The organism is Vibrio sp. 10N.222.54.A3, assembly GCF_041474095.1.
Classification (GTDB): Bacteria; Pseudomonadota; Gammaproteobacteria; order Enterobacterales; family Vibrionaceae; genus Vibrio; species Vibrio crassostreae_C.
The window spans coordinates 11142-35844 of the sequence record NZ_JBFRTN010000026.1 but is presented as its reverse complement, the minus strand read 5'-3'; the positions used below and the strand labels follow the sequence as shown (position 1 = coordinate 35844).

Below are 24703 nucleotides of genomic sequence, written 5' to 3'. Positions count from 1 at the left end.
AACGCCAGAAACAAAAAAAGTCACAGATAATCTGTGACTTTTTAGTTTCAGTATCGATGATTTTCGATATCTGTTGATTCGCGAAAATAGACTATCTTGGATAAGACTTAAACTGGTTAGTCAATGGGTCGTATTGATAGCCAAGCATATCGAGCTTGCCCACGACACTTTCTATATCCATTTCATACATACTGATCAGCTCTTCAAAGCTATCGCACTCTAGGCGAAGTTTCTCATTCACGATTCCCAGCAAGATAATGCTATCGAAACCTTTGACGTTGCTTAAATCCATCTCGTACTCCTTACGAACACACCGACTAAAATTAAGTTTAGAACGCTTACCAAGGCCATGCTAAAAAACTGATCACACTTCTTAAAGAGAATGCGTGATTAATGAGCACACGTAATTAATGAAAGTGCGCGATTAAAGTGCCCACACTGGCGTTAAACCCACAGCCGCAGCCAATAACATCAGTAACGAAACCGTCAGTTGAAGTTTTTCCGGGGTTTTAACGAACAGTAGATGCCAACACCACACCACGATAGCTGAGATTAGAAAAGCAAAGCTGAACAGTAGCGTTGAAATCACTGGTTCTAGTTGAGCTTCAGACAAAGAATAGACACTCACGACTGTTGCCAAAACCACCAACATGCCCGTCAAAACACCAACAACAGGCAGAACACGGTGAAATGCCTGTAAGCGTGTTCTTGCAATCGTCAGCAGTAAATGGCCAAACGCTGAGCCTAACAGTGCCACTAGCAATACAGTAGTTATGATGCCGACAGTAGTTGCTTGTTCAGTCGCTTGAATAGCCACGTAAGACAATGCCAAACCACAAGCTAAGTACATCACCCAAATAGGGCCGGAATCACGTGTCTTCTTGGTTTGAACTTGAGAATAGAAATAAAAGATCGCAAACACGACCAGAAAGGCTTCAATTTTTACTGAAGCGACGGCAAGCCACAGCACGCCAATCGCAGGTAACATCTTGTGGATCCGACCACGCTGCCCCGGACAAATATCCCCTTTCACCAAGATGAGGGTTAAGATCAGTTGGGCTCCTAAAAGCATCGGAGCAAATTGTACTAATAACGTTTCGACCATTGTGGATCTACTTCTTCAGACTTATTTTCGCGAATAATATCAAAAACTGCTGCGAACACTAATCAAAATCACAAATTAGCGACGTTATTCAAGGCTTCAACTATGCTGTTGTATGGTTCTTTTGTCGCCATTTACCGTAAAAAGACGAAAGACACCAGAACTAACAGGGGCATGTTCTACTGGCTAGTCTAGGCTCATGCCGCTATAATTCCCGCCTCAAAAATCAGAGGTTGAAATATGTACAGCGATATCACTCCTATTCACGAACACAAAAAATACTGGGCCGAGTGCTACGGAACTGCACCCTTTTTGCCTACCAGTAGAAAGGAGATGGATGCTCTTGGATGGGATAGCTGTGACATTATTATTGTAACTGGTGACGCTTATGTCGATCACCCGAGCTTTGGTATGGCTATCATCGGCCGTCTGCTTGAAGCTCAAGGTTTCCGCGTGGGCATTATTGCTCAACCAAAGTGGGACAATAAAGATGCCTTCATGAAGCTAGGTAAACCTAACCTATTCTTCGGCATCACAGCGGGTAACATGGACTCCATGATCAACCGCTACACCTCTGATCGCAAATTACGTCACGATGATGCTTATACTCCGAACAATGAAGGTGGCAAGCGTCCTGATCGTGCAACTCTGGTTTATTCTCAACGTTGTCGTGAAGCTTACAAAGGCACGCCAATCGTGCTTGGTGGTATTGAAGCGAGCTTACGTCGTGTAGCTCACTACGACTACTGGTCAGATAAAGTTCGACGCTCTGTATTGTTTGATGCAAAAGCTGACATTCTTCTTTTTGGTAACGCTGAGCGTGCACTGGTTGAAGTAGCACACCGCATTGCCGATGGTGAAGACATGTCTACGCTGACCAATATCCGCGGTACTGCTATCAATCTTCCTGCGGCCCCTGAAGGCTTCAAGATCATTGACTCTTCTCGTATCGAAAAGCCGAACAAAGCGTATGTTCCGGTTAACCCGTACGAAGTTGAAACTCAATGTGATACCAAGAAAGACGAAAAAGAAGAAGTAAAAGCGCAACCTATTACTATTCGCCCTTCTCGTCACGATGCAAAAACTACAGCGGTTCGTATCCCAGGTTACGAAAAGCTAAACAATGACCGTATTCTTTACGCTCACGCTAGTCGTATTCTGCACCTTGAGACAAACCCGTACTCAGGTCGTGCTCTGATTCAACGTCACGGTGATCGCGAGCTTTGGATTAACCAAGCGCCTATTCCATTGACCACAGAAGAGATGGACTACGTGTTTGGCCTTGCGTACAAGCGTGTTCCGCACCCGATGTACGGTAAAGCGAAAATCCCAGCATACGACATGATCAAAACCTCGGTTAACATCATGCGTGGTTGTTTTGGTGGTTGTTCTTTCTGTTCAATCACAGAGCACGAAGGTCGCATCATTCAGAACCGTTCGAAAGAATCTATCTTGGATGAGATCGAAGACATTAAAGATAAAGTACCGGGCTTCACAGGTACTATTTCTGACTTGGGCGGCCCAACGGCGAACATGTACCGTTTAGGTTGTTCAGATCCAAAAGCTGAAATTAACTGTCGTCGTCCATCATGTGTGTTCCCGAAAATCTGTGAAAAGCTAAACACAGACCATCAACACACTATCGACCTGTACCGCTCTGCGAGAAAAGTACCGGGTGTTAAGAAGATCATGATCGCTTCTGGTGTACGTTACGACTTAGCGATTGAATCTCCAGAATACGTTCGTGAGCTTGTGACTCACCACGTTGGTGGTTACTTGAAGATTGCTCCAGAGCATACTGAAAAAGGCCCACTGGATCTGATGATGAAGCCGGGCATGGGCACTTACGATCGTTTCAAAGAGATGTTCGAGAAGTACAGCGCTGAAGCCGGTAAGAAACAGTACTTAATTCCTTACTTTATCTCTGCTCACCCGGGCACAGAAGATGAAGACATGCTTAACCTTGCAATGTGGCTGAAAAAGCACAACTACGAGTGTGACCAAGTACAGAACTTCTACCCATCGCCAATGTGTAATGCAACGTCGATGTACTACTCAGAGACTAACCCTCTGAAACGCGTGAAATATAAGAAGCGTGAAGATGTTCCTGTGCCGAAAGGTGATCGTCAACGTCGTCTGCATAAAGCACTGCTTCGTTACCACGATCCTGAAAACTGGAAAATCATCCGTGAAGCACTGATCAGCATGGGTAAACAGCACCTAATTGGTGACAAAGCAAACTGCCTAGTACCAGCAGAAGACTTTGATGCACAAACACCGGCACAACGTCGTAAGTCTGGTCGTCACGGTTCACAACGCTTTGCGACTAAGCACAGTAAATCTCAGCCAGGTCTTGGTGGCGAAAGCCCACGTAACCACTCTGGTAAGAAACCGGGTGGCAAGAAGCCGAATGGTAACGGCAACGGTAGCCAAGGTAATGCTAACCAAGGTGGCGGTAATGGCAATGCTCGTAAACCAGCGACTGGCTTCATTAAGAAAGGTCCTGGTGGTCAGCAATCACAAGGTAATGGCGGCGGAAATGGCAAACCAAACCGTAACAAAGCGGGCAATGGTCAAGGTGGCAAACCTGCAAGTAACGGCAAGAACCGCCAGCGCGCAGCACAACGCTAATATCGCGAACCGATTGACTTCGCTATCGTAAAAACACAAAGCGCAGCTATTTAGCTGCGCTTTTTTGTGTCTGTTACAAGATAGCCTAACGAGCAAACACCCAATACTGACTAAGCAAATAGTTACTGACCATGCCCACCAAGATGCCAACCGCCATTGCGATAAACACTGCCCCAGTAAATGCAGGCAGCAATTCAGTCATCAACTTAAAGCACAGCAAATTAGGTATCGCCGATATTGATGCAGAGAACATGAACTTTTGCCATTGAATCAGCTTTTCGGACCAATTCCCCTGCCCTTTGAATTCAAAGGTCAACACTCGATTTCCAAACCAGGTTGTCGTTGCTGCAACGATGAAAGAGCCAATTCGAGCACTCATTAACGGCAGCCCAATAACGTAATGCAGCAACGCAAACACGGCACAATCGACAACAAAGCCACCCGACCCCACCATAGCGAATTTAATCATCTTATGATGAGGTTGTAGTTTTTGGTTTAGCACGTCGAACTTGTGGCTAAACAGTCTCGATGACGAGTTAAAATTGAACATCGCCATCACTTCGAATATGGCTCAACGATAGATTTGGTTTGATGTTTTGGCTATGACAACTAAATAGAGCGCGCTTGATCTTCACCGTCGGCTCTAAAATACAGGTCAACACATTGTCTTTAATCTTGGTTTCCACTTCCGCTCTTTTACCAATCAGATAGAACTTGTCGATACCATCTAACTGTTTAACATCAAGTAGCTTTTTCGCTTGTCCATGACTGTAAAATTGCCCAGAGAACGGTCGTTTACCGATGTAAAAGCTCGGCGCTTCATCCGTGATCTGCTCGAAGATAATACGGTCACTTTTCTCGTTCGCTTTGCCTAGGTTGAGGTAGACCATCGCAATCATTAACAGCACAGGTAGCACCAAAGCCACACTCGAGAACCACTTCTTATCTTTTTCTACCACAAGCGTTGCCACCAGCAAGCCAAGGGCTGGAATACCCGGTAGGACGTAAGCTGGAAGAATATTACCCGCCATAGTGAAAAGAATTAGAGGAGAGACCAACCAACACACAAGGAATGAAAACAACCCACTATGTTCAGCGTTAACTTCTGCGATTTTCTTACGACGGGCGAAAGTCAAAATAGGCAACACAATCGACCACGGCGCAGCCGCTTGAATCCAGAAAATCCAAATCATGCCTCTTGCTTGGTCATGGGCAGAACCGTATAAATCGCCCTCCCAACCACTCACAACAAAACGCTTAAAGTGCTCGCCAACAATAAAGTAATCAATAAAACCCGGTGTTGCCATTTCAGCCATGATGTACCACGGCAAAGCAATCGCTAGCATCACGCCTAAGCCTGACAACAGTGGAAAGCGTTGCCATAACACTTTAAAAGCGCCAAAAAATCCATGTTGCAATACTAACCAAGGGAAAACTGCGATACCCATAATCACAATCGCTACCGGCCCTTTTGCCAGCAAGCCTAGTGCTAAGCCAATGAAACCGACATAGCCCCAAGACCGATTAGTCTTCGCGCTCCCTTCTCCCTTCGAACCCTCTCCTCCTAACCAACATAGGTAGAAACCTAACATGGCTATGGTCATCGCTAACGTTAATGCCATGTCAGTCATAACAGCACCCGCCGCGATAGAGAAAATCCCACATGTCGCCAATACCACGGCCGCCACCAAGGCACTTTGTCCGGTGCGCTTAGCCATGTACGCAACCAACAAAATCGTCGCAAAACCTGCTAACCAGTGTGGCGCACGCACAGCAAACTCACTCAAACCAAACAGCTCAATGCCAATCGCGCTCATCCAGGTAAACATCGGAGGCTTACCCCAGAAAGGGATGCCGTAATCAAATTGAGGGGTTAACCAATTGCCGGTTTCTACCATCAAGCGAGCCATCTCACCGTAGCGCGCTTCCGTAGTGTCCATTAAAGGGTATGTCGCCAGAGATAAGAGCCTTAGAACCAATGCAAAAGCCAACAAATACCATAGGTGCGTTCGGTTCAGGTTCAGGCTCATGCTGACTCCTCTAATTTAAAATGTGTTTTTAATGCCGGTGTATCGACCACCGATTGGATCAGATACAAAGGACGATTCTTGGTTTCAATGAAAATACGACCTATGTACTCTCCCATTAAACCAATACACAACAGTTGGATACCGCCAAGAGCAAGCTGTACGACCATCATTGACGGATAGCCCGTGATGGGCTCACCAAACATCATGGTTTTGAACACGATGAAGACGCCATACACGAAAGCAGTAAGTGCCACTAAGCCACCAACGGCCGTCGCAATACGCAGTGGGCGGATAGAGAATGAAGTGATGCCATCCATCGCCAAGCCAACCAGCTTCAAGTAGTTCCACTTGGTCTCACCACAAAAGCGCGCGTCGCGCTTAAACTGAATCGTTGCTTGCCTAAAACCCGGCCATGAGAAAATACCTTTCATGTAGCGATTACGTTCAGGAAGTTGATTGATATGGTCGACGACTTCACGGCTCAACAGTCTGAAATCACCGACATTTTCAGGAACATCGATTTTCGCAGCCACATTCATGACTTTGTAAAAGCTCGCCGCTGAAAACTTCTTAAACCACGTTTCACCATCACGCTGGCTGCGCTGCATATTCACAACGTCATAGCCTTCGCGCCACTTGGCAACCATTTGTGGGATCAGCTCCGGCGGATCTTGCAGGTCTGCGTCTAACAAGATCACCGCTTGTCCTCGGCAATGCTCAAGGCCAGCACTCATGGCTGACTCTTTACCAAAGTTACGGCTTAAACCAATCACCGAGATTGAGCTGTTGATTGAAGTGAATGAACTCACCAAGTCCAAGCTGTTGTCTTTGCTGCCATCGTCGACATAAACAATCTCACTCGTGATCGGTAAGCTATCAAGCACCTTGGTAAGGCGAGAGTGGAACTCTTCCAATACCTCTTGTTCATCGTAAAAAGGCACAATGATAGACAAAGAGACCGCAGGATTGATCTGCGATGTAGATATCTTAGGGCGGCTAATATGAAGTTCAGACATAATACGTTCTTCTATTTTTTAATCTGAAGCCAATCTACCCTCCCATAAGTGAAAGTTATGTTATTGACATATTTTTCACGCTCACTCAGGATAATGTTACTGTCTATTTCTGTATGAGAATCAAAATGAAACGAGTTCTATTAGTCGAAGATAACCGTGAAATTGCAGGTGTCTTGTTTGATTATTTTGAGTGTATTGGCATGGAACTCGATTACGCAGACAACGGTGAACTTGGCCTACAACTCGCGTTGGAAAACTCATTTGATATCATCATATTGGATCTAATGTTACCGAGAATGGACGGCCTAACGGTTTGTAATAAACTGCGAGACCAAGGTAACGCGACACCTATTTTGATGCTGACCGCCTTAGATAGCCGAGAAGATATGCTGAAAGGCTTTGAACACGGTGCCGATGATTACCTCACCAAGCCATTTGATTTGGATATTCTAGAGGCAAGAATGAACGCGTTAGTCCGTCGTTACCGCGGAAAAGTCGCCTCTTCAAAACTTCAGTTCGATGAACTCACCATCGACCAAAAAACCCGTAAAGCTTACCGCCAAGATAAACTACTAGCGCTCAATCCAACCACTTACACCATACTTGAGATGCTGTGCCAAAGCGCACCTGAAGTAGTCACTCGTGAAGCTATTTCCTACAAGTTATGGGAAGAAAACGAGCCCAACAATGATGTGTTGCGCAGTCACATTTATCAGTTACGTAATCAACTCGACAAGCCTTTTGACACTCAGATGTTAATTACGGTGCCTAAAGTTGGCTTCCGATTGGAGCCATCGAATTGATTTCAAATGTTCTTACAAGCACAAAAACCCTAACGGGCCGCTTAGCGGTTTTCTTTGGGTTAATGGCCGTAATTGTGTCGGCATTTGTCTATGTGGTATTTATCACAGCCCTGTACTTGTCGGAAGACCGCGTGGGTGAAAGACGCATCCTAATTGACCGCAACTATGCAGTCGGGTTATTCCAGTCAGGCGAAAGTGGAGAGCTTCGTATTGATGACCTGACTATCGCTTACAACGATCTTTCCTATCTACCGAAAAAGTATTTAAAGTATATTGAAGGCAAAGAAAATTTCATTGGTGAGGTCGGTGAAGATCCAGAATCTCGCATGGTCTATGTAGGCGAGTATACTCATGAAGGTAGAACTCACCCTATTGTTCTGCTTTCTGAAATAGACCGTGTCGAGCTTAGTGTCTTTGAGCTCGTTTATGCCACCACATTTGTATTAGCCCTTCTCTCTATTCTAATATTCAGCTTCGGAGCTCTGCTCTATCGGTTGTCTAAACGGCTAATTGAGCCCTTCAACTCCCTGTCTGAACAGCTTGAATCCAATAAGCTCAATCTAAACGAAGAATTTGGAGTGAATGACGATGCGGCGGTGGAGTTTCGTCAGTTGACGGATCAACTCAATCAATACAGAAGAGAAATCAATTCTCTAGTAAAACGCGAGCAAGCTTTCGCACGCTACTCAAGTCATGAACTAAGAACTCCGTTGACTGTTGCTCGTGGTGCCAACAAACTGTTACTGAGAAGCGAAACAACCGAATTTCAATCTCGTCAGGTTGAACGTATTGATGAAGCCATTGTTCAAATGTCTGAAATGGTCGATGCACTGCTTGGTCTCGTTCGCTATGAAAGAAACAGTGACGATGCACCGCTACGTTTATTCAGCCAGCAAGAGCTAGAGACTATCGTTTCTAAAAATTCGTTGCAGGCTGACGAGAAGGAAGTCGCGATAACCTTACAAGTTCAATCAGAACCCACAATTCAGGCCACCAGCGCGATAATGAATATGTTGGTCGGTAACTTGTTAAGAAACGCGATTGCAGCCACTAATAGCGGTACAGTAACTATTACCCTTTCTCAAGACAGTCTTATTATTGAAGACCAAGGCGAAGGCCTGCAGGAGCAATACAACCCGAATGGACACGGGCTAGGTTTGTTGATTGTCGATGACTTGTGTCAGCGTTTTCATTGGGACTTTGAATTGTTTAATCGCAGCTGTGGTGGATGCACAGCCAAGATCACCTTTCAAGCCGATTCATCCGCGTCAATATCGAACGAAAACTTGATTTAGTTGGTTTACAGCCGCCTCTGGCTACTAGATACTCGTCCGTCCTATTTGATTTAAAAATGCTGGCTCTTGAGTCAGCATTTTGTCTAAGTGCGATGAAACTAAATAATAGCCCTGTAACTCAACATCAATACAACGACCACACCTTTTTCTTAAAGCGTGACGATCAGCTTCATTCCCACTTTTGCGGCAACAAAGCCAGAAAGTTCATGAAGCTACTGGAAGACGAGCACCCAAGCACTACCACCCTAATAAGCTATGGTTCCGCTCAAGCCAACTCATTGTTCTCGCTCGCCGCACTTGCAAAAATCAAAGGTTGGACGCTTGAGTTCTACGTCGACCACCTGCCTCAATGGCTACAAGAACGCCCACTCGGCAACTACCGTGGCGCTATCGACCTTGGGGCTGAGGTTATTTCAGTCAAAGAAACAGGCTCTGAACTTCATCCACAGACGTATATTGAGCAAGTCAGACAGCCTGACTCACAATGCATTGTGTTACCAGAAGGTGGACGCTCTCAGCTTTCTGAATATGGCGTAAAACAACTGGCGATGGAAATACTGAGCTGGACTCGCTTTGAAAACCAATACGATTTTGTTGTGGCACTGCCAGCAGGCACAGGCGCCACGGCTCTGTATCTACATAAGCATTTAAAACTACACAACATCCCGGTATTAACCTGTGCATGTGTTGGCGGCAGTGATTACCTAACGCAACAGTTCAACGAGCTTGGCGAAACCGATCACCCGCAGATATTACCGCTTAAAGCCAAACACCACTTTGGTAAGTTGTACCAGCAGGACTATCAAACTTGGTTGGCTCTACAAGAACAAACTGATATTGAATTCGACCTGCTCTACGACCCATTAATGTGGCAATGCTTAGAACAATGGCAAGAAGATAACCCAACCAAAACTGTCATCTATATCCATCAAGGTGGTATCTTAGGTAATGAGTCGATGTTGCCGCGCTATCAACGTAAGTACCCAGAACTTCGAAGTAGTCACACCGCTGATAACGCTACTTGGTAGTAATCCGTTCTTTTCTACTCTAATGCCCCGCGTTTCTGCGAACTGAGAATTTCTCAGCGCATCATGAACAGCCATCGCACTCCCTTTCGATGGCTGTTTATCAGTAATAGCCACCTGCTATCCCTGCCAGACATTTCAAGTTAGAGACAGAAATCTGGCGAGAATCATCGCGTTATCTATACTTTCGATTGGAACGTCAATTGTCATCGAAAGGAATTACGCATGCGAAAACTCACTACGCTCGGCCTGTTTTCAGTTTTACTGCCCTTCTCTGCGATATCAGGAGAAAACGTCACTTACCAAGTCGATGGGATGGATTACGAAGGTTATTGGAGTGAAGCCAGTGACCAAGCGCCTTTGGTACTGCTAATACACGATTGGGATGGCTTAACCGATTACGAAAAGAAACGTTCTGAGATGCTCAACGAACTCGGTTACAACGTGTTCGCCATCGACCTATTTGGTAAAGGCATTCGCCCTACGGAAGTGAAAGATAAAAAGCAACATACAGGCGAGCTGTATAAAGACAGAGAAAAAATGCGTACGTTGCTCAACGCTGGTGCCATGGAAGCGAAAAGACTTGGCGGCAACTTAGATAACAACGTAATGATGGGATACTGTTTCGGCGGAGCCGCTGTATTGGAAGCCGCTCGTGCGGGCATTCCTTCGAAGGCTTATGTCACCTTCCATGGCGGTTTATCAACACCAAAAGGTCAAGACTACTCGCAGACTAAAGCTCCCGTAGTCGTGTTCCACGGCACGGCTGATGCCATGATTTCAATGCACGACTTTGGAAGCCTCGCCGCTCAACTTGAATCAACCAAAGTTCCGCATGAGATGATCACTTATAGTGGTGCGCCACACGCCTTCACAGTATTCGGATCGAATAACTATCAACATGAAGCTGACCAAAAATCATGGCAACGCTTTACTCAGTTGTTAAGTTCGGTATCTCGTTAACTTTCAATCTAGGTAACAGCCCAACGGCAGCCTGTTACCTAATTCGTACTAATTATTAGCGAGTATTTCTTTAAATTTGGTGTTCGTCACTCAAAAAGAAAGCGCTTTCTTGTAGTGTGTCTCTATTATCAATCAGGCACTCTGAATCAGATATGCTTTTTTAACTGTGAGAAATTATGAAATATTTAGCAATTCTACCAGCGGTATTCGCACTAAGCGCCTGTTCAACAGTGACAGAGTCACCGGTTAGCTACCACAAAACTTCTCCGGGGCTAGAGTCACTACAGAACAACGAAAACTGCTGTGAAAACCTGAGTACAATTCAATATCAAAGCGTTACGAACCCAGAAGAAACATCTGTTTCGATCACCACAGCAAGCCCTAAGATCGAGTTCAAATCGGGCCGATCCTTTGCTGGAGGGCTAAAGCTTCCTGCAACACTAGATGCTATTCGTTTTTCAGTGACTTCAAATGCTAGTTATTCAGCATTCGTTCCGTCACTTTTAGTCTTAGACAAAAATTACCAGCCGCTAGATGTCATTGGCAATGAAAGTATTAAGTACCAACCACTTAGCCTGCTTGATGGTGCACAATATGGCGCGCAAATCGAACTGCAAGAACGTTACTTAAACGGCGAGGCTCCTGCTTACTTGGTCGTATTCACAACCAGCGAAGCACTCGCGGAAACAACTCCTGTCGAAAAACCAAGTGATATGGCGATACGTTCTGGTGATATCCAGGCAAACATCGCTCATAACACGGACTACGCCATCCCTCATTCTGCAATCGGGAAAGTCTCCTTTGATTTTAAATTCACAGCGGTAACCACCGTTGTTGAAGAACAAAACCGTCAAAAGCGAGTTCAACAAATTATTCCAGAATCAACCGTAGCCCAATCAGATTTATTAACGGAAAATACACTGAATAAGAAAGAGGTTTATCAAACTCTTATAGAAAACTCGGTTTCATCTGGAGATTTTAGTGCAGCACTGACTTACGTTGAAGAATCTGAGCGATTAGGAATCGAAGGGATGCGAAACTCCTTTGTTGACGCGATGAAGCAATATCAAAAAGCACAATAACTCAACCTCAAAGTAGTCGTTTATTTTCTCTCACTTTACCTCTTTTTTGAGCAACGAGAGTTAAATAAACGACTGTTATCCCTTAGCCCTATTCAGGCATAAACGAAAATACTAATTGCTCCAATTCTAAGCCTAATTTGATGAATTCAATATCCAAAGAATAAAAGCCTTTATCAAGCTTAACGGAGAGCCCCTCAACTGAAACTGTCTCGCCATTAGTACCATTCACTGATAGAGACATCGCGTACACGTTATTGAGACTTAAACTACACGCAGATTGAGCCAAAGTGCCACTATCGTAGTTAACAATACCTGCACATCGATACACACCAGCCTGTTTAACTTCCAAAACAATGCTACGGTTTTCTCTGATATTAAGTGGTAATACTATTGCATGTTGCTCTGCCGTCAGAGAGCAAAAGTCTCCATCAGTTTTACTCTGTTGTTTATTAAGATTTTGGGTCGCCTCAAAGCTCTTAACTGGATCAAAAGCGACTAATGGGCGACCCATTGCTGGAGAGTCCATAATAAAACGACAAATATTCATCGCGCTTCGTTGCAACTCCCCTAAGCTCAACGTTCCGTTTTCAAGCGCCTGTAACGTATCGTCATTCGACACGTTATTTTCCGCACCATCATGCTCAACAACCATATAAAGATCATTTTGAGAGCGAAGCATAAAGGATGTGTAACTTCGACTTTCAGAGCCACCTTTGATTGGGTCATTCATTTTTGCCCACCAATCCGTCATCACTATCCCTTTATAACCCCACTCCCCACGAAGAATCGTAGTATTGAGGTCGTAATTGGATGCAGCCCAGTGACCATTAATAGGGTTGTAGGAGGTCATAACACTCGAAGCTCCTCCTTGTTTTACCGCTATTTCAAAAGGCTTCAGATGAATCTCACGAAGTGCTCTTTGAGATATAACACTATCAACATCAAACCGTGACGTTTCTTGATCATTCGCCACCAAATGCTTGATTGTGCCAGATACTCCTGCAGCTTTAAGACCAAGAGTTTGAGATGCAGCTATTACCCCTGAGAGAAATGGATCTTCTGAGAAATACTCAAAATTTCGACCATTCAAAGGGTGGCGGTGGATGTTAATCCCAGGACCAAGCAACGTATCAATATGATTGGCTTGCATCTCTTTCCCCACTAAATGAAATAGTTTCTCATTCAGTTCTGGGTTCCATGTACAGCCTAATAATGTACCAATTGGGACTTGAGATGCTTTATGTCCGCTGTCCATTCGGATACCAGACGGACCATCAGCAGCTGCAACGACAGGGATACCTAAATCAAATAAGCTCGGCGAAACACCCCCAAAAGCAGCAGCAGTACCTGGCGTCACCTTAGGGCTGCACATACCTTCCCCACGAACAATTGTCGCTAACTGCTTTACGGTCATTTGCGAGATAAATTCGTCAATGTTCGCTCGCCCCTGCTTAACATCCAGTAAACGAATGCCCGTATCTTCACCAAGAGGAATAGAGCTTGGAAGCTCACTCAGAATACGTTTACTCAAATCAATAGTTCGCAGCGGCACAGATTCGTAATCGCAACTGTAAACACCATTTTCCTCGTTGCCTTTTGGGATCAACCTACTAAATCCGGTGACAGGAGCAAGTGCTTCCGTTAATTGCTCAACAACTAACAGCTCTTCTATTTTAACGCTCTCACTAACAAGCTTTGCCTGGCGAACACTTCCTCCTAGATAAAAGTGATATTCTCCAGCTTCAAGTACGTAACTATTTGGGTGTCCCGTTTTACCGGAGTCATCAAATGATGCGAAGGAAGATAGAGGACATGAAATAGTCAAACACACCGTATCTTGCGGGTCCAAGGTCGGTGTTTTCACAAAACCGATCAGTGCTCGTGAAGGCTTACCAAGGTGACCTTGAGGCGATTCAACATACAGTTGAACCACATCCTTACCACTGTATTTCTCGCCTATGTTTTTAACTTCAATATCGAAGACCAACTCTTGTTCAGAGCCGGAACCAAGAGTCGTCAATGCATTTAATTTATTGGAAAAGCGGGTGTAGGACAGCCCAAAACCAAACTCAAATTGAACAGCTTTAGGATTGAAAGTTTCAAAATACCGATACCCGACATAGATATCCTCTTGGTACAGATTACGCTCTTTATTTCCGAAGCTAGCGCTGGAAGGATAATCAGATAAAGAGTGCGCAATAGTGTCGGTCAAACGTCCACTCGGGCTAACATCACCTGATAAAACATCAGCTAAAGCATGCCCACCTTCCATACCTGCGGCCCAACTATACAGAACAGCCTTAATCGCAGCAGAACCTTTAAGTGAACTTGTCCATGACATATCGATTATGTTGGTCACGTTCAGTATCACAATGACATCATCAAAATATTCTGTCACTTTCTCCAACATTTGTATTTCTAGCGCGGTTAAATTGTAACTGCCTTGCTGCTGTGCATTATCTTGATCTTCACCCGCCGTTCGACCGATAAAAATAACGGCTTTGTTAGATTTGGCAACGGCATCCATCACAACTGAATTTGAAAGAGGCATTTCATCTTGAAACCAAGGTTCTGCTGCCCAACCACCTCCTCCGTCATTGAACGGGTTGTCCTTGACCCAACGTTTGTATACCTCCACCAAACTGAGATTAAGATTGATGTTTGGATTCTCATACAAGCCCTGTAATGCATTAACGGAATAAGGGACATTCACAGCTCCACCAGATCCAGTGCCACTACGGTAGGTATCAATCTGACAGCGACCAAAAAGAGACACCGTATCACTAGCCTGCAATGGCAATATTGAATCACTATTTTTTAGTAGCACAATGCCCTCAGTAGCCGCTTGTCGACTTATGGGTGCAAGCTGCTTCTGTGCTTCGAGAATTTCCACAGTATTCATTTAAAGTCCTACTATTATTTTACTTAGAGCAAAAATTTGACCTCTCGCTCTAAAAGTTAATATTGTCTTTGTTCAAAAAATAGTAATCTTAACCACGGCGTTTAACTACCAAATAAGCGACAGAAATAGGTAAAATAGCGACATGAAAACCAAGTTTAGACTCCAAAGTCACCAGAGATATCCTCAGATAAAATTTGCCTATGTCGATGGTCATCACGATTTCGACTTTGACGTACATAGCCATGACTTTTCTGAACTTTTCTTAGTTGTGAGTGGTAGTGGAAAGCATACGGTAGCTAGCCACACTTACCCTTTAAGTACAGGAGATGTATTTGTTATTAATGGGGATATTGAACATGGATTTTGTGAAGTAAATAAACTGAAGATTGTAAACTTGATGTTTGATACGGCATTGCCTTTTTTTGAGGTCCCTTCAATGCGTCAAATGCCAGGTTATCAAGCGCTTTTCAAGGTAGAACCAATTGCTCGACAAGCATCTGAATATCAAGCAAAGCTTACGTTATCACTTTCTCAGTTGAAACGAATCAATGGACTTCTACAACAAATCAAATCGGAATACGACAACGCAGAACAGGGGTTTGAAATCATATTGACGAGCACAATGCAGCAACTTGCGATAGAACTTGCTCGGCGATATCAAGAACAGACCCATAGCTTACCAAAAACAACCCTGGCATTGAGCCGTGCTCTCGCACATATTGACCGTCATTACAAAGAAGTAGGATTAGATACAGAAACCATTGCGCAAGCGGCCTATATCAGCAAGCGGCAACTAGAAAGGTTATTCAGGCAGTTTTTAAATACATCCCCAAACCAATACGTCAAAGACCTTCAAATTCGACACTCGGCATCCTTATTATTAAACGACAACAAAAGCATCCAACACATTGCTGAGTCTTGCGGCTTTTCTGACAGCAACTATTTCTCCAAATGTTTTAAGGCCCAAAATGGATGCAGCCCTCGCGAATTTAGAAAGCAACATTCTTCCCATAACTCATAACCCTTTCCCCCTTAAACCTTAAACCTTAAACCTTAAGCCTTAAGCCTTAAGCCTTAAAAGATTAGATATGTCACACATAAAAAAACCGCTCCTTTCGAAGCGGTCGATGAGTATCTTTGGCAAGAACACATTTGAAACGAAACTCAAATATGGAAGACTCATAGCAATAAAAATGAAACTCTTTGTGCTGCTAGGAAAGAGCTCAACTATTGCAATAAATAGGATATCGAGAACCTTGCCCGCCCTAAAGGCAAGGCCGTCATACCACTCCCCCGGTATGCTCGATATCACTTAAGACCCGAAGGTAAAAAATTCTACCACCACATGTCAGCTTGAATACCTACAACAAAGTCGCCCTCTTTACCCGTACCATCTTGCATTTCACCATCAAGGTAAGATGCCATGAAGCGAATTTCTGGAGATGGACCGAAGCCAGAGTGCACAACTAGAGTCGGTGCTACTGTTAGCTTGTAATCATAAGAATTCTTTGACTCACCATTACGGTCTTCGTAGTTGTACATGTAACCAGCTTCGGTAGCGATAAAGAAGTTTTCTGAAATTGGGAACGTTGGTCGCACCATTGCTGATACCCAGCCGTCTGTGTCACCATTGTCAAAATCGTTGTACTGGGTTTGAAGAGAGTGGAAAATATTCACACCATTTTCAAAAAAGTACCCACCCCATGCTAAAGCACGTAGCGATACATCGTTTTCATCAACAGCCTTCAAACAAGACGTACCACAGCCCGTGCCTGTCGTTAACCAACTTTGATAGTCGCTACCAGGCTTGTACGTGTTGTAAGTCGTAAGAGTACCGCCTAAAAGGTTACCTGAACCTAAGCCTTTACCAGCCTGCGCGATGTATTTTGTAAAACCTTTATCTGACAACCCAAAGACAGACTCAGTGTGAACAATTGCCGTCATTTCATAGCCATTCTCAGCGAATGCTTCTGGGCCATTACCAAAACCTAAATCGACCATATTGTCTGGCATATACTTAGCCATAGCGTGAAGCTCAACACTGCCAAAGTTCACGCCAGCATGAAGTGCATGCATGATGTTGTTGCTGTCACCCCAGAAACTTGTATCGCCAGAGTCATCGCTTGCAATATAAGCAAAGTCCCACTTATTACCACCTAGCTCAACACCTTCAATACCAACACCAGTACCTGACATATCCGTGTAGAAAAAGTCGGTCATAAAGATGTAATTATCTTTACCATAAAAGCGCTTACCACCCCATACAACACCGGTTTCAGATACACCTTCAAACTCGACAAAAGTTTCTGCCATACCAATTTCGCTGTTGGTTGCATCGGCATTGGCACCAAGTTGGTTGGTTGCATATTCCGCATTGTTGGCTGCTGCTCGTGTTTTGATTCGAATTTTCTGACCACCGTCATTCTCAAAATTTTTCTGCAGTGCAACTTCAAAGTGGCTATCCGACTCAACACCCAATCGACCTAAACGCTCTTTAGATGCTGGGAACTTTGCTCGTTTAAAATCATCATTTTCACTGAATAGAACACCAGCACGGAAATAACCGTGAAATTCAAATCCATCCGATTTTTCGGCATGTACAGCAGGTGCAGTAGACAAGCCAGCTGTAGCGACTAAACAAGCAAGGGTAAGCTTAGAAAGTTTCATAATAACTCCATGTTCCAAATTATACTTTCACAAAGAAAGCGCTTTCTTTATTTTTCTTAAAAAAACCAATCGAACAGATTTAAAGAAGATCAAATCTAAGCCCACATTCACTATGCACTCTTAACCTTATTGGCTTTAACCGCTCAGTTGGTATGGAAAGAGTATAAATCGATCTCGTGAATATAAACCGTGATCAACCCCACCAAAGAAAGCGCTTTCTTATGCGTAAGTCACAAAAATAGAGATGTTAAGTATTTTGTTTGAACAATCATGGAACCAAGTAAAATATCACTGTTCACATATTAAGGACGAATTGCTCCGTTCAAACACTCAGAACCTGTTTCGAATGACACCGTCGGTTGTCTTCCTCAAATAATCGTCGAAATAAAAAAGGGAACATACATTGTATGTTCCCTTTATATTCAGAATTTTATTCAAACCCTTTTGTTAAAACGCTTACTTTTCAAATCGAATATTGTCTAGTTTAAAACGCATTTCTCCTTGAGGCTCAAACACTAAAAGGTTAGTGATCATTTTTGGATCAGCTTGATTCCCACCAGCAAAACGGTTGTCTCTCTTTAAAATGTCAGCTATTGGAATACGTACCGTCTTCCATTCATTCATTGCTGATAGCGGCACGGTATAGTCACTTGTTTTCGGCCAGCCACTGTCCATCTTAACCAGTAGTTCAACCCCGTCGGCCATACTCTCAACTTTCAAATCAAAGACCAGTTCACCCGTTTCTTGCCAATGTGTCACATCCGTTACAGGAGAACGAAAATAGATATTTCCTGATCCTTCATTCTTATTCACTTGTAGCACTGTTCCACGATCTGGTTCGCTCACTTCTTGATAGTCAACAATATCCAATGGGTCATAACTTGCATAAGCCAAGCTTGCGTTAAGAGTTTCGGTAAAAATCTCCAACGTTGGTCCATCAGCATAACTATCATCGGTTGCTAAGATCTCTGGAGCTTCGTGCCCTATTACTTGTATTGCATGTTCAGAGCGACTTGCACACCCTTTTCCTTTCCAACGATCAACCTTACAACGGTATACCTTTACTGAATCAACTAGCATTGTTTTCGGAAACAAACCTTCGTCGATGCCTTTATCATTTGCGTTTGCTGACCACGCTCCACCGACAGCCAAGTTCAATAACAAATGAAACTTTTCATCAAACGGAGCTGCTCCACTCGCATTAATGAGTTCCCCTTCTTCCGCTTCATATTGGCTGTACCAGCCCTCTTGAGTTTGAGTCGCGTAATGAATATTGTCTACATACCAACGAATTTCACCTTCTTCCCACTCAATCGCGTATGTATGGAAGCCCTCAGTAGGGTTCACACCATTTGGCAATGTCGCGGCCTGCCCTTTATAAACATTGTCTGGCCAATTTCGTCCGTAATGTAACGTCCCGTAGACTCGGCTCTCTAGATCATCATTTTTCACTCCCGCCGCATCTGAAAGTGTGTTTAGGTTAACCGCTTCCATAATATCGATTTCGCCAGAAGCTGCCCATGTGCCATATTTATTGTCGGTTGGCAGCATCCAAATTGCGGGCCATGAACCTTGTCCACCAGGTAACTTTGCTCTGATTTCATAACGGCCATATTTGGTGTCACGCTTGTCTTTTGTGCTAAGCCTCGCAGAAGTATAAGGGAGTGTCTTAGTTGCTCCGCCAATCGTACCTTCAGCATTGTCAGGCCCAGTATGACTTTGCTTCAGCGCGACAATGTGTAAAAAGCCATCTTTAACAAATGCGTTATTGGGATCATCCGTGTAGCACTGTTGTTCATTGTTCCCGCCCCCCCAACAGTTCACTTCTAATGACCAATTACGTTTATTTATTTGCTCGCCTTCAAACTGGTCTTCCCATACCAATAGCCAGTCTGGACTTAAAGTAACTGGAGCATGGGATAGCACGATCGGTTTTTCAGTTTGAGCTAAGTCCGGACTTTCGGATACCGGCAGCTCTATCGCCGTGCAGCCAGACATCAAAGCGGCAGAAATAAAAGACGTTAATATCTTTACCTGATTGGTTAGATGTTGCATTACAACTCCTTGTATCACGACTTTCAATGCAGGCGACACGTAATGTCGGCACCCATAAAAGAAAGTCGATTAGTGAATAACTCCGCGAGAATGGATCTAATATGAATATGCCATGCACGACTTTTTCAAAATGAGTATATAAAAGTGCATAGTTCAAAAAAGAGACAACGCTCACTTTAAGAAAGCGCTTTCTTGTTGGGTTTCACATTTTGCTAAAGTTCATTGCGGTTTATATAGATTCCCAAGAATTTTCATAACCCGATTATCTGCGATAACGCCCTGGTAGCCATTTATTCTCAGACTTCTATTTTATCTAGTTCATAACTAAGATCAGAAAAACAGATTCACTTTCACTACAACAACAAAGAAAGCGCTTGCTTGATATTTAATCGAGTATATGAAAATATTCGTTACCTTACTTTGTATGCTTGACCTTCAAATTTAGCGTTAAGCAGTTCAGAGTTTTTAAATATTAATCATTGGATTACTAGGCTCTTATTGATCACGAAGGTAATATAGCTTAGTTCACTCCTTGTAGAGATAAGGCCACTACCATTGATCACCATTAAAGAAGTATCTGAACTTGCTCAAGTTTCTCAATCAACCGTCTCACGAGCATTAAATGGTCACCCTACGGTAAAGGAAGCCAATCGCGAAAAAGTATTCAAAGCTATTGAGCAACTGGGCTACAAGCCTAATGCGTTTGCACAAGCTCTAGCCTCCAGTCGTTCAAATAGCATTGGCATGCTAGTTGGTTCGCTTGATGGGCCTTTCTATGGACCATTAATGCATACAGCCGAAGATACCGTTCGCCAAAATAATATTCACTTAATCGTTACAAGTGGCCAGGAATCACGAACCAAAGAGCTCGATTCTATCCAGTTTTTGCAATCTAAACTTGTGGATGGCCTCATTGTTCACTCAGACAAGCTCAGTGATGACGAACTGATCAAAATCGCGAAAGACAGTGAAACAATGATTGTTCTCAACCGTTTTATTCCTGAGATTTCTGATCGCTGTATTTACATTGATAATGAGCTTGGTGGCTACCTTGCAACGAAGCACTTACTTGAAAATGGGCATAAAAAAGTCGCTTGTATCACAGGCCAGTTGAGTAAAGTTGATAGTAGAGATCGCTTTCAAGGATATCGAAATGCCTTGTTAGAGTTCGGTATCGAATACGACGCAGGGCTGTTTGTAGAGGGACGCTTTGATCATCAAGGCAACCACGAAACTGCGCGACGCTTGTTAGACCGAGACCCTGAGATCACCGCGATTTTCTGTCAAAATGACAACATCGCGCTTGCTGTATATGACGTAGCAGCAGAGCGAAACCTCATTATTGGGCGAGACCTTTCAGTCGTAGGCTTCGATAACGATACTCATAGCCAGCATATTCGTCCTCGCTTATCGACGGTCGACTTTCCAGTTCATGAGATGGGAGAAGAAGCTGCAAAAGGTGTTTTATCGTTAATTAATAAACGCGACTACCCATTGAAGCACAAACTAACCCCGACATTGATTGTAAGAGAGTCCGTGGCTAAGCTTTGATTTTTGTATATCAAGCACCCCATTTTTTACACTTAAAAGAAAGGCTCTAAGTATTCACTTAGAGCCTTTTTATTTCACTTTAAATTAGAATTAGAGTAACTGGTGCTTTGACAACACGACAACGACTTTCTCAATAAGACCACTACGAGAAAAGAGCTGTGAAGCCATTTCATGGTTTAGCGTTAACGATGCAAATGCCTCACTTGTTCCGTCTTTAAACTGAACTTCAATACCCTGTGTTGGCTCATCATTGAGTTGGTAAATAAACGGTACCTGACAGTAAGTAAAAGCCAGTTGCCCAGCCTGAACAATAAAGCTCTGCATTTGTCCTTCAATATTTTGGCAGTCAAAAGTCGCCGCTTTTTGTAAGAACTCTTTAGGACTAAGAAGTGAAGGGTTAATTACAATTGTGCCATCAACGACCTCTAGACCTAGCTCTCCAAAACGAGTAATCACTTCTTCCTTAACTTGCCCTGTCATCCCTGGCTGCTGTGCTCCAGAGTGCTTTGGCGTATGAGAATACGGATCCGTCGGAAACGCACCGTAGTTTTCCGGCGTTTTGTTGAAACCAATACCAGCTCTCACTTTGTAATAGTAATCCGCTAATTTAAGAGTTTCCTGGCTATTAGAGTCCATACTCCAAGCATGCTGATAGTTTTCTTGCACAGCTAGCAGCAACTTAGAAACCATATGCCAATAGATACAACCTAAACCTTCATAACCAAACATGGTTCCCGAACGCCCAGTAAAGGCTTTATGGTTGAATACACGCTCATACAAACTAGATACATGACAAAATTCATCATCACTAATTGACGGGTAATCGGCTTTAATTTCATCAATCGCAGCCTGAAGGAAACCTTTGTTTTCAAAGCTTGAATTGAAGTGGTAAGAACCTTTGCTGTCTTGGTTTACTAATCGGTTATCTTTGGCAACAACCATCATGCTTAACAATTTGCTCTGGTCAATGTCTTTAGCGTCTAAACAGTTTTTGTCCATAAAAGAAGCCAGCTCACGGTCAGGGTAAAGCATGAAGCTATTTTGATCAGCACGATACATGTCACTGGCAAACAATTTATCCAACAACTCAACCGCTTGTTTAGATGATAATAGACCCGAGCTCAATACTGCAACTTGCCCTTCTAGCATAGGGTAAAGCTCTTCAACCATTAAGCTCTCACCAGAACAACTCAAGATGTTATACGCATTGTACAAACCGTCTTCACGCAAGTTGTTTGCAATCGTAGAATCTAGGACTTTTAAGCTCGCGCCCATCAATTGAACAATCGCTTCTTTCTCAACTTTCGTTTTCCCTGAGAATCCATTTACTCGGTACACGCGCTCACGATAATTAGCAGCGGATTTAGCCAGCTTAGTCAGCATTGCTTTACGCGTTTGACGAGTGACCGTATCTTGACGAATCTCTGTATTTGCCTCTGAAACGATCTGTGTAACAGAAGACATCCACTCAAACACTTCTTTGGAAATACTGTATGACGATGGTGACTTCTCTAACAGGCGCTGCATAAAGGCAACATAGCGACGCATGTAGTACAAGGTTACCATTGAGAGGCCGTTGCCAACGATAGCGTTGTTTGCATCATTCCATTCTGGACGTTGTGTATTGAGCCAAATACCACCATCAAGCACTAAGTTACTCAATTTCGCCAATAAAGGGACGAGTATCTTCTCCATTAAGTTGACCATATAAACTTCTTGGTCACCCGTCATCAACAAGCGACCGTCACTGCCTAAGCTCTTTACACGTTGCTCTGTCAATTCCTGCAAGTCTTGGTTGAACTCTACGGTATCTTTAGGGTTATCAAAGAGGCCTTGAACTCCACAAAGCTCGTAAGGCACGTTGGCATAACTAAAAATGTCACTCTCTAGTAATTCGATAAGATCGCTTTGCTCAAATTTGTCTGCTAACTCAAGGAATTTTAATAGATAAATGATTTGATGATCGCCCCAGTAACCAATGTTACTCCAAGGATCATCCGCCTCTAACAGCTCCCAATCTACACCATCTTTAGTAATTCGATACGGATTGTAACCATCCACCGTTGAAGCATTAACAAACTTAGAGATGAATGATTTGATGAACCCTGGATAACTAAGAGCCATCGCTTCCCAGTTTTGGAAAATATCACGCCAGTTGCCTTGATAAGAAAGTAAGCGTTCGCCATTTTCATCTTTAAGCTTAATCTCATAGTGGTTCCAAGGGCGACTAGGGTCACCATGACGACGTCCAAAAGTAAGCGGTAGATACTCGTAGCTCAATCGAACTAATTGAGAATCCCCTGTCGCTTTAGCGCGCGAAACTAATTCAGAATGGCTGAAAACATCCCCTAACTGATCAAAAAAGTCTTGATGGCGGCCAGCTACCTGAGAGTTGGCCTTTTCCATAGTTTTAACTACGTCAACCTTTTCTAACATATAGCCGTTTTCAAACACGCCACCACGCATGTTATTGAACAACACATTGGCATAATGGTGAACGCTGGTATTTTCTTCAGCTGTTATTTGCCACGCATCCGCGCCAGACATTAATGTGATCAATTCATCTTGATTATCTGCAACGCTCTTTTCTAAAGCTAGTGCTAGGTTAGCAGGAACAGAGAGCTCAGATTGAAGCTGACAGATATCGGAATGAGTCTTGTCTATATCAGCGACAATCGACCAAACTTTGGTTTGATGTGCTCGCAGCGTCAGAGACTTATGAACTAAATAGCTCCCTCTAACCCCTTTCGTTAAAGGTTCACTTTTAACCGCTCGACCTTTTCTGAACGCATTAACTTGAGCACTCGTCAATAAAATTTGGCTGCTTTCCGTTTCTAAGCTGAAGACTGTCGTCGCTAGCAAAGATTCAGCAGGGTCGGCTCTATCGCTCAATTTCGCGTACATGCTGAACAGAGCTAATGAACTACCATCAACTTGTTCATTCCACTTGTACGCATCAACTAATGCACTTCTTGTTTGGAGAGCTGATAACGGAGCGCCTGAAGGAAGTATATTTTGTAAGCCATCTAGTGCTTCGACTTTACGCTCAAAGCTCGCGAGGTTGGTCAGTTTTGAACGACGAATAAAGCCGTATTTTTCACTCGTATTCCAGCTGTATTGGAACTGTAGTTGCAAAGTATGGTTTATCTCTTCAAATACAATCTTGTCTCCAATCGTATTTTTATAAAGATTGCGTTCAACATCAAAAATACCATCATGGAATGTATTAAACGGTTCCCAAAGTACAACCTTGTCGCCATGTTCAATACGGAAGATGGATTTTGAGCCGGTGTTTTCCGCATTTTCATGAATATGGTCAACAGACTTGTAAGGAAAAAGCGCATTTTCCGGACGAATGCGTCCAGCTGAAAGGCTGCCTGTTGATGAAATAAATAACCAGTGATCGCTCGACGATACAACGCTAATAAAGAATGGCGTCATTTGGTCAACATTAGAGATTTGGTAGTAACGCTCACCATCTAAATCAACGAACTTGCCATCGACCTCTGGTGTTGAGTTGTAGTCTTGTTTCATATCAAAATTCCAAAAAATTCTTACACTTAAACTTTGAAAGCGCTTTC

At 43.6% G+C, this 24703-nt stretch carries 17 protein-coding genes; 8 read left to right on the top strand and 9 right to left on the bottom strand.

Annotation, left to right across the window (positions count from 1 at the left end; all coding sequences use genetic code 11):
* Positions 1-91: 91 nt before the first annotated feature.
* Entirely contained in the window at positions 92-292 is a 201-nt protein-coding gene (locus AB4507_RS08125) for a DUF4250 domain-containing protein (protein WP_004736508.1), read from the bottom strand.
* A gap of 132 nt (positions 293-424) precedes the next feature.
* Complete coding sequence (locus AB4507_RS08120) at positions 425-1105, bottom strand: hypothetical protein (RefSeq protein ID WP_372126635.1); 681 nt, start codon at positions 1103-1105, stop codon at positions 425-427.
* Positions 1106-1435: 330 nt separating this feature from the next.
* Between AB4507_RS08120 and AB4507_RS08115 the strand changes: the two genes are divergently transcribed.
* Positions 1436-3733, top strand: a complete 2298-nt coding sequence (locus tag AB4507_RS08115; protein WP_017067347.1) for a YgiQ family radical SAM protein — start codon at positions 1436-1438, stop codon at positions 3731-3733.
* Positions 3734-3818: 85 nt separating this feature from the next.
* Here AB4507_RS08115 and AB4507_RS08110 read toward each other — a convergent pair whose 3' ends face one another.
* From AB4507_RS08110 to AB4507_RS08100, 3 genes are read right to left on the bottom strand one after another with little or no spacing between them, the layout of a single operon-like run.
* The gene (locus AB4507_RS08110; RefSeq protein ID WP_017062031.1) at positions 3819-4283 is read right to left on the bottom strand and encodes a GtrA family protein; all 465 of its coding nucleotides are present in this window, start codon (positions 4281-4283) and stop codon (positions 3819-3821) included.
* Complete coding sequence (locus tag AB4507_RS08105) at positions 4270-5757, bottom strand: ArnT family glycosyltransferase (protein ID WP_372182509.1); 1488 nt, start codon at positions 5755-5757, stop codon at positions 4270-4272. The genes AB4507_RS08110 and AB4507_RS08105 overlap by 14 nt, the downstream gene beginning before the upstream one ends.
* Before the next feature lie 2 nt (positions 5758-5759).
* Positions 5760-6779 carry a glycosyltransferase family 2 protein gene (locus tag AB4507_RS08100; RefSeq protein ID WP_048659621.1) on the bottom strand — a complete coding sequence of 340 codons (1020 nt, stop codon included), beginning with the start codon at positions 6777-6779 and terminating at the stop codon, positions 5760-5762.
* Positions 6780-6904: 125 nt separating this feature from the next.
* On the opposite strand from AB4507_RS08100, the gene AB4507_RS08095 reads away from it, so the two are divergent.
* From AB4507_RS08095 to AB4507_RS08075, 5 genes are all read left to right on the top strand, one after another.
* Positions 6905-7582 (top strand): response regulator transcription factor, encoded by a 678-nt coding sequence (locus AB4507_RS08095; RefSeq protein ID WP_017062034.1) that lies wholly within the window; start codon positions 6905-6907, stop codon positions 7580-7582.
* Positions 7579-8877, top strand: a complete 1299-nt coding sequence (locus tag AB4507_RS08090) for a HAMP domain-containing sensor histidine kinase (RefSeq protein WP_017063525.1) — start codon at positions 7579-7581, stop codon at positions 8875-8877. Before AB4507_RS08095 ends, AB4507_RS08090 begins: the two co-directional genes overlap by 4 nt.
* A 92-nt stretch (positions 8878-8969) precedes the next feature.
* A complete protein-coding gene (locus AB4507_RS08085; RefSeq protein ID WP_136982024.1) occupies positions 8970-9905 on the top strand; it encodes a pyridoxal-phosphate dependent enzyme in 936 nt (311 codons plus the stop codon).
* 222 nt (positions 9906-10127) lie between these two features.
* On the top strand, positions 10128-10865 hold the full coding sequence (locus AB4507_RS08080) for a dienelactone hydrolase family protein (RefSeq protein ID WP_136973590.1): 738 nt from the start codon (positions 10128-10130) through the stop codon (positions 10863-10865).
* Between the two features lie 176 nt (positions 10866-11041).
* Positions 11042-11947, top strand: coding sequence for a MalM family protein (locus AB4507_RS08075; RefSeq protein ID WP_061038885.1), 906 nt, complete (start codon positions 11042-11044; stop codon positions 11945-11947).
* 88 nt (positions 11948-12035) lie between these two features.
* Here the strand turns inward: AB4507_RS08075 and AB4507_RS08070 are convergent, their stop codons facing one another.
* Positions 12036-14849 (bottom strand): glycoside hydrolase family 3 C-terminal domain-containing protein, encoded by a 2814-nt coding sequence (locus AB4507_RS08070; RefSeq protein ID WP_017071400.1) that lies wholly within the window; start codon positions 14847-14849, stop codon positions 12036-12038.
* Between the two features lie 142 nt (positions 14850-14991).
* On the opposite strand from AB4507_RS08070, the gene AB4507_RS08065 reads away from it, so the two are divergent.
* Positions 14992-15870: a helix-turn-helix domain-containing protein gene (locus AB4507_RS08065; RefSeq protein WP_048664698.1), complete on the top strand. Its 879-nt coding sequence runs from the start codon at positions 14992-14994 to the stop codon at positions 15868-15870.
* 314 nt (positions 15871-16184) lie between these two features.
* Here AB4507_RS08065 and AB4507_RS08060 read toward each other — a convergent pair whose 3' ends face one another.
* On the bottom strand, positions 16185-17516 hold the full coding sequence (locus tag AB4507_RS08060) for a carbohydrate porin (protein ID WP_019821079.1): 1332 nt from the start codon (positions 17514-17516) through the stop codon (positions 16185-16187).
* Positions 17517-17972: 456 nt separating this feature from the next.
* Positions 17973-19571 carry a family 16 glycosylhydrolase gene (locus AB4507_RS08055; protein ID WP_372182502.1) on the bottom strand — a complete coding sequence of 533 codons (1599 nt, stop codon included), beginning with the start codon at positions 19569-19571 and terminating at the stop codon, positions 17973-17975.
* Between the two features lie 555 nt (positions 19572-20126).
* On the opposite strand from AB4507_RS08055, the gene AB4507_RS08050 reads away from it, so the two are divergent.
* Positions 20127-21122, top strand: a complete 996-nt coding sequence (locus AB4507_RS08050; protein WP_372132257.1) for a LacI family DNA-binding transcriptional regulator — start codon at positions 20127-20129, stop codon at positions 21120-21122.
* Between the two features lie 90 nt (positions 21123-21212).
* Here the strand turns inward: AB4507_RS08050 and AB4507_RS08045 are convergent, their stop codons facing one another.
* Entirely contained in the window at positions 21213-24656 is a 3444-nt protein-coding gene (locus tag AB4507_RS08045; protein ID WP_102319663.1) for a hypothetical protein, read from the bottom strand.
* Between the last annotated feature and the right edge of the window lie 47 nt (positions 24657-24703).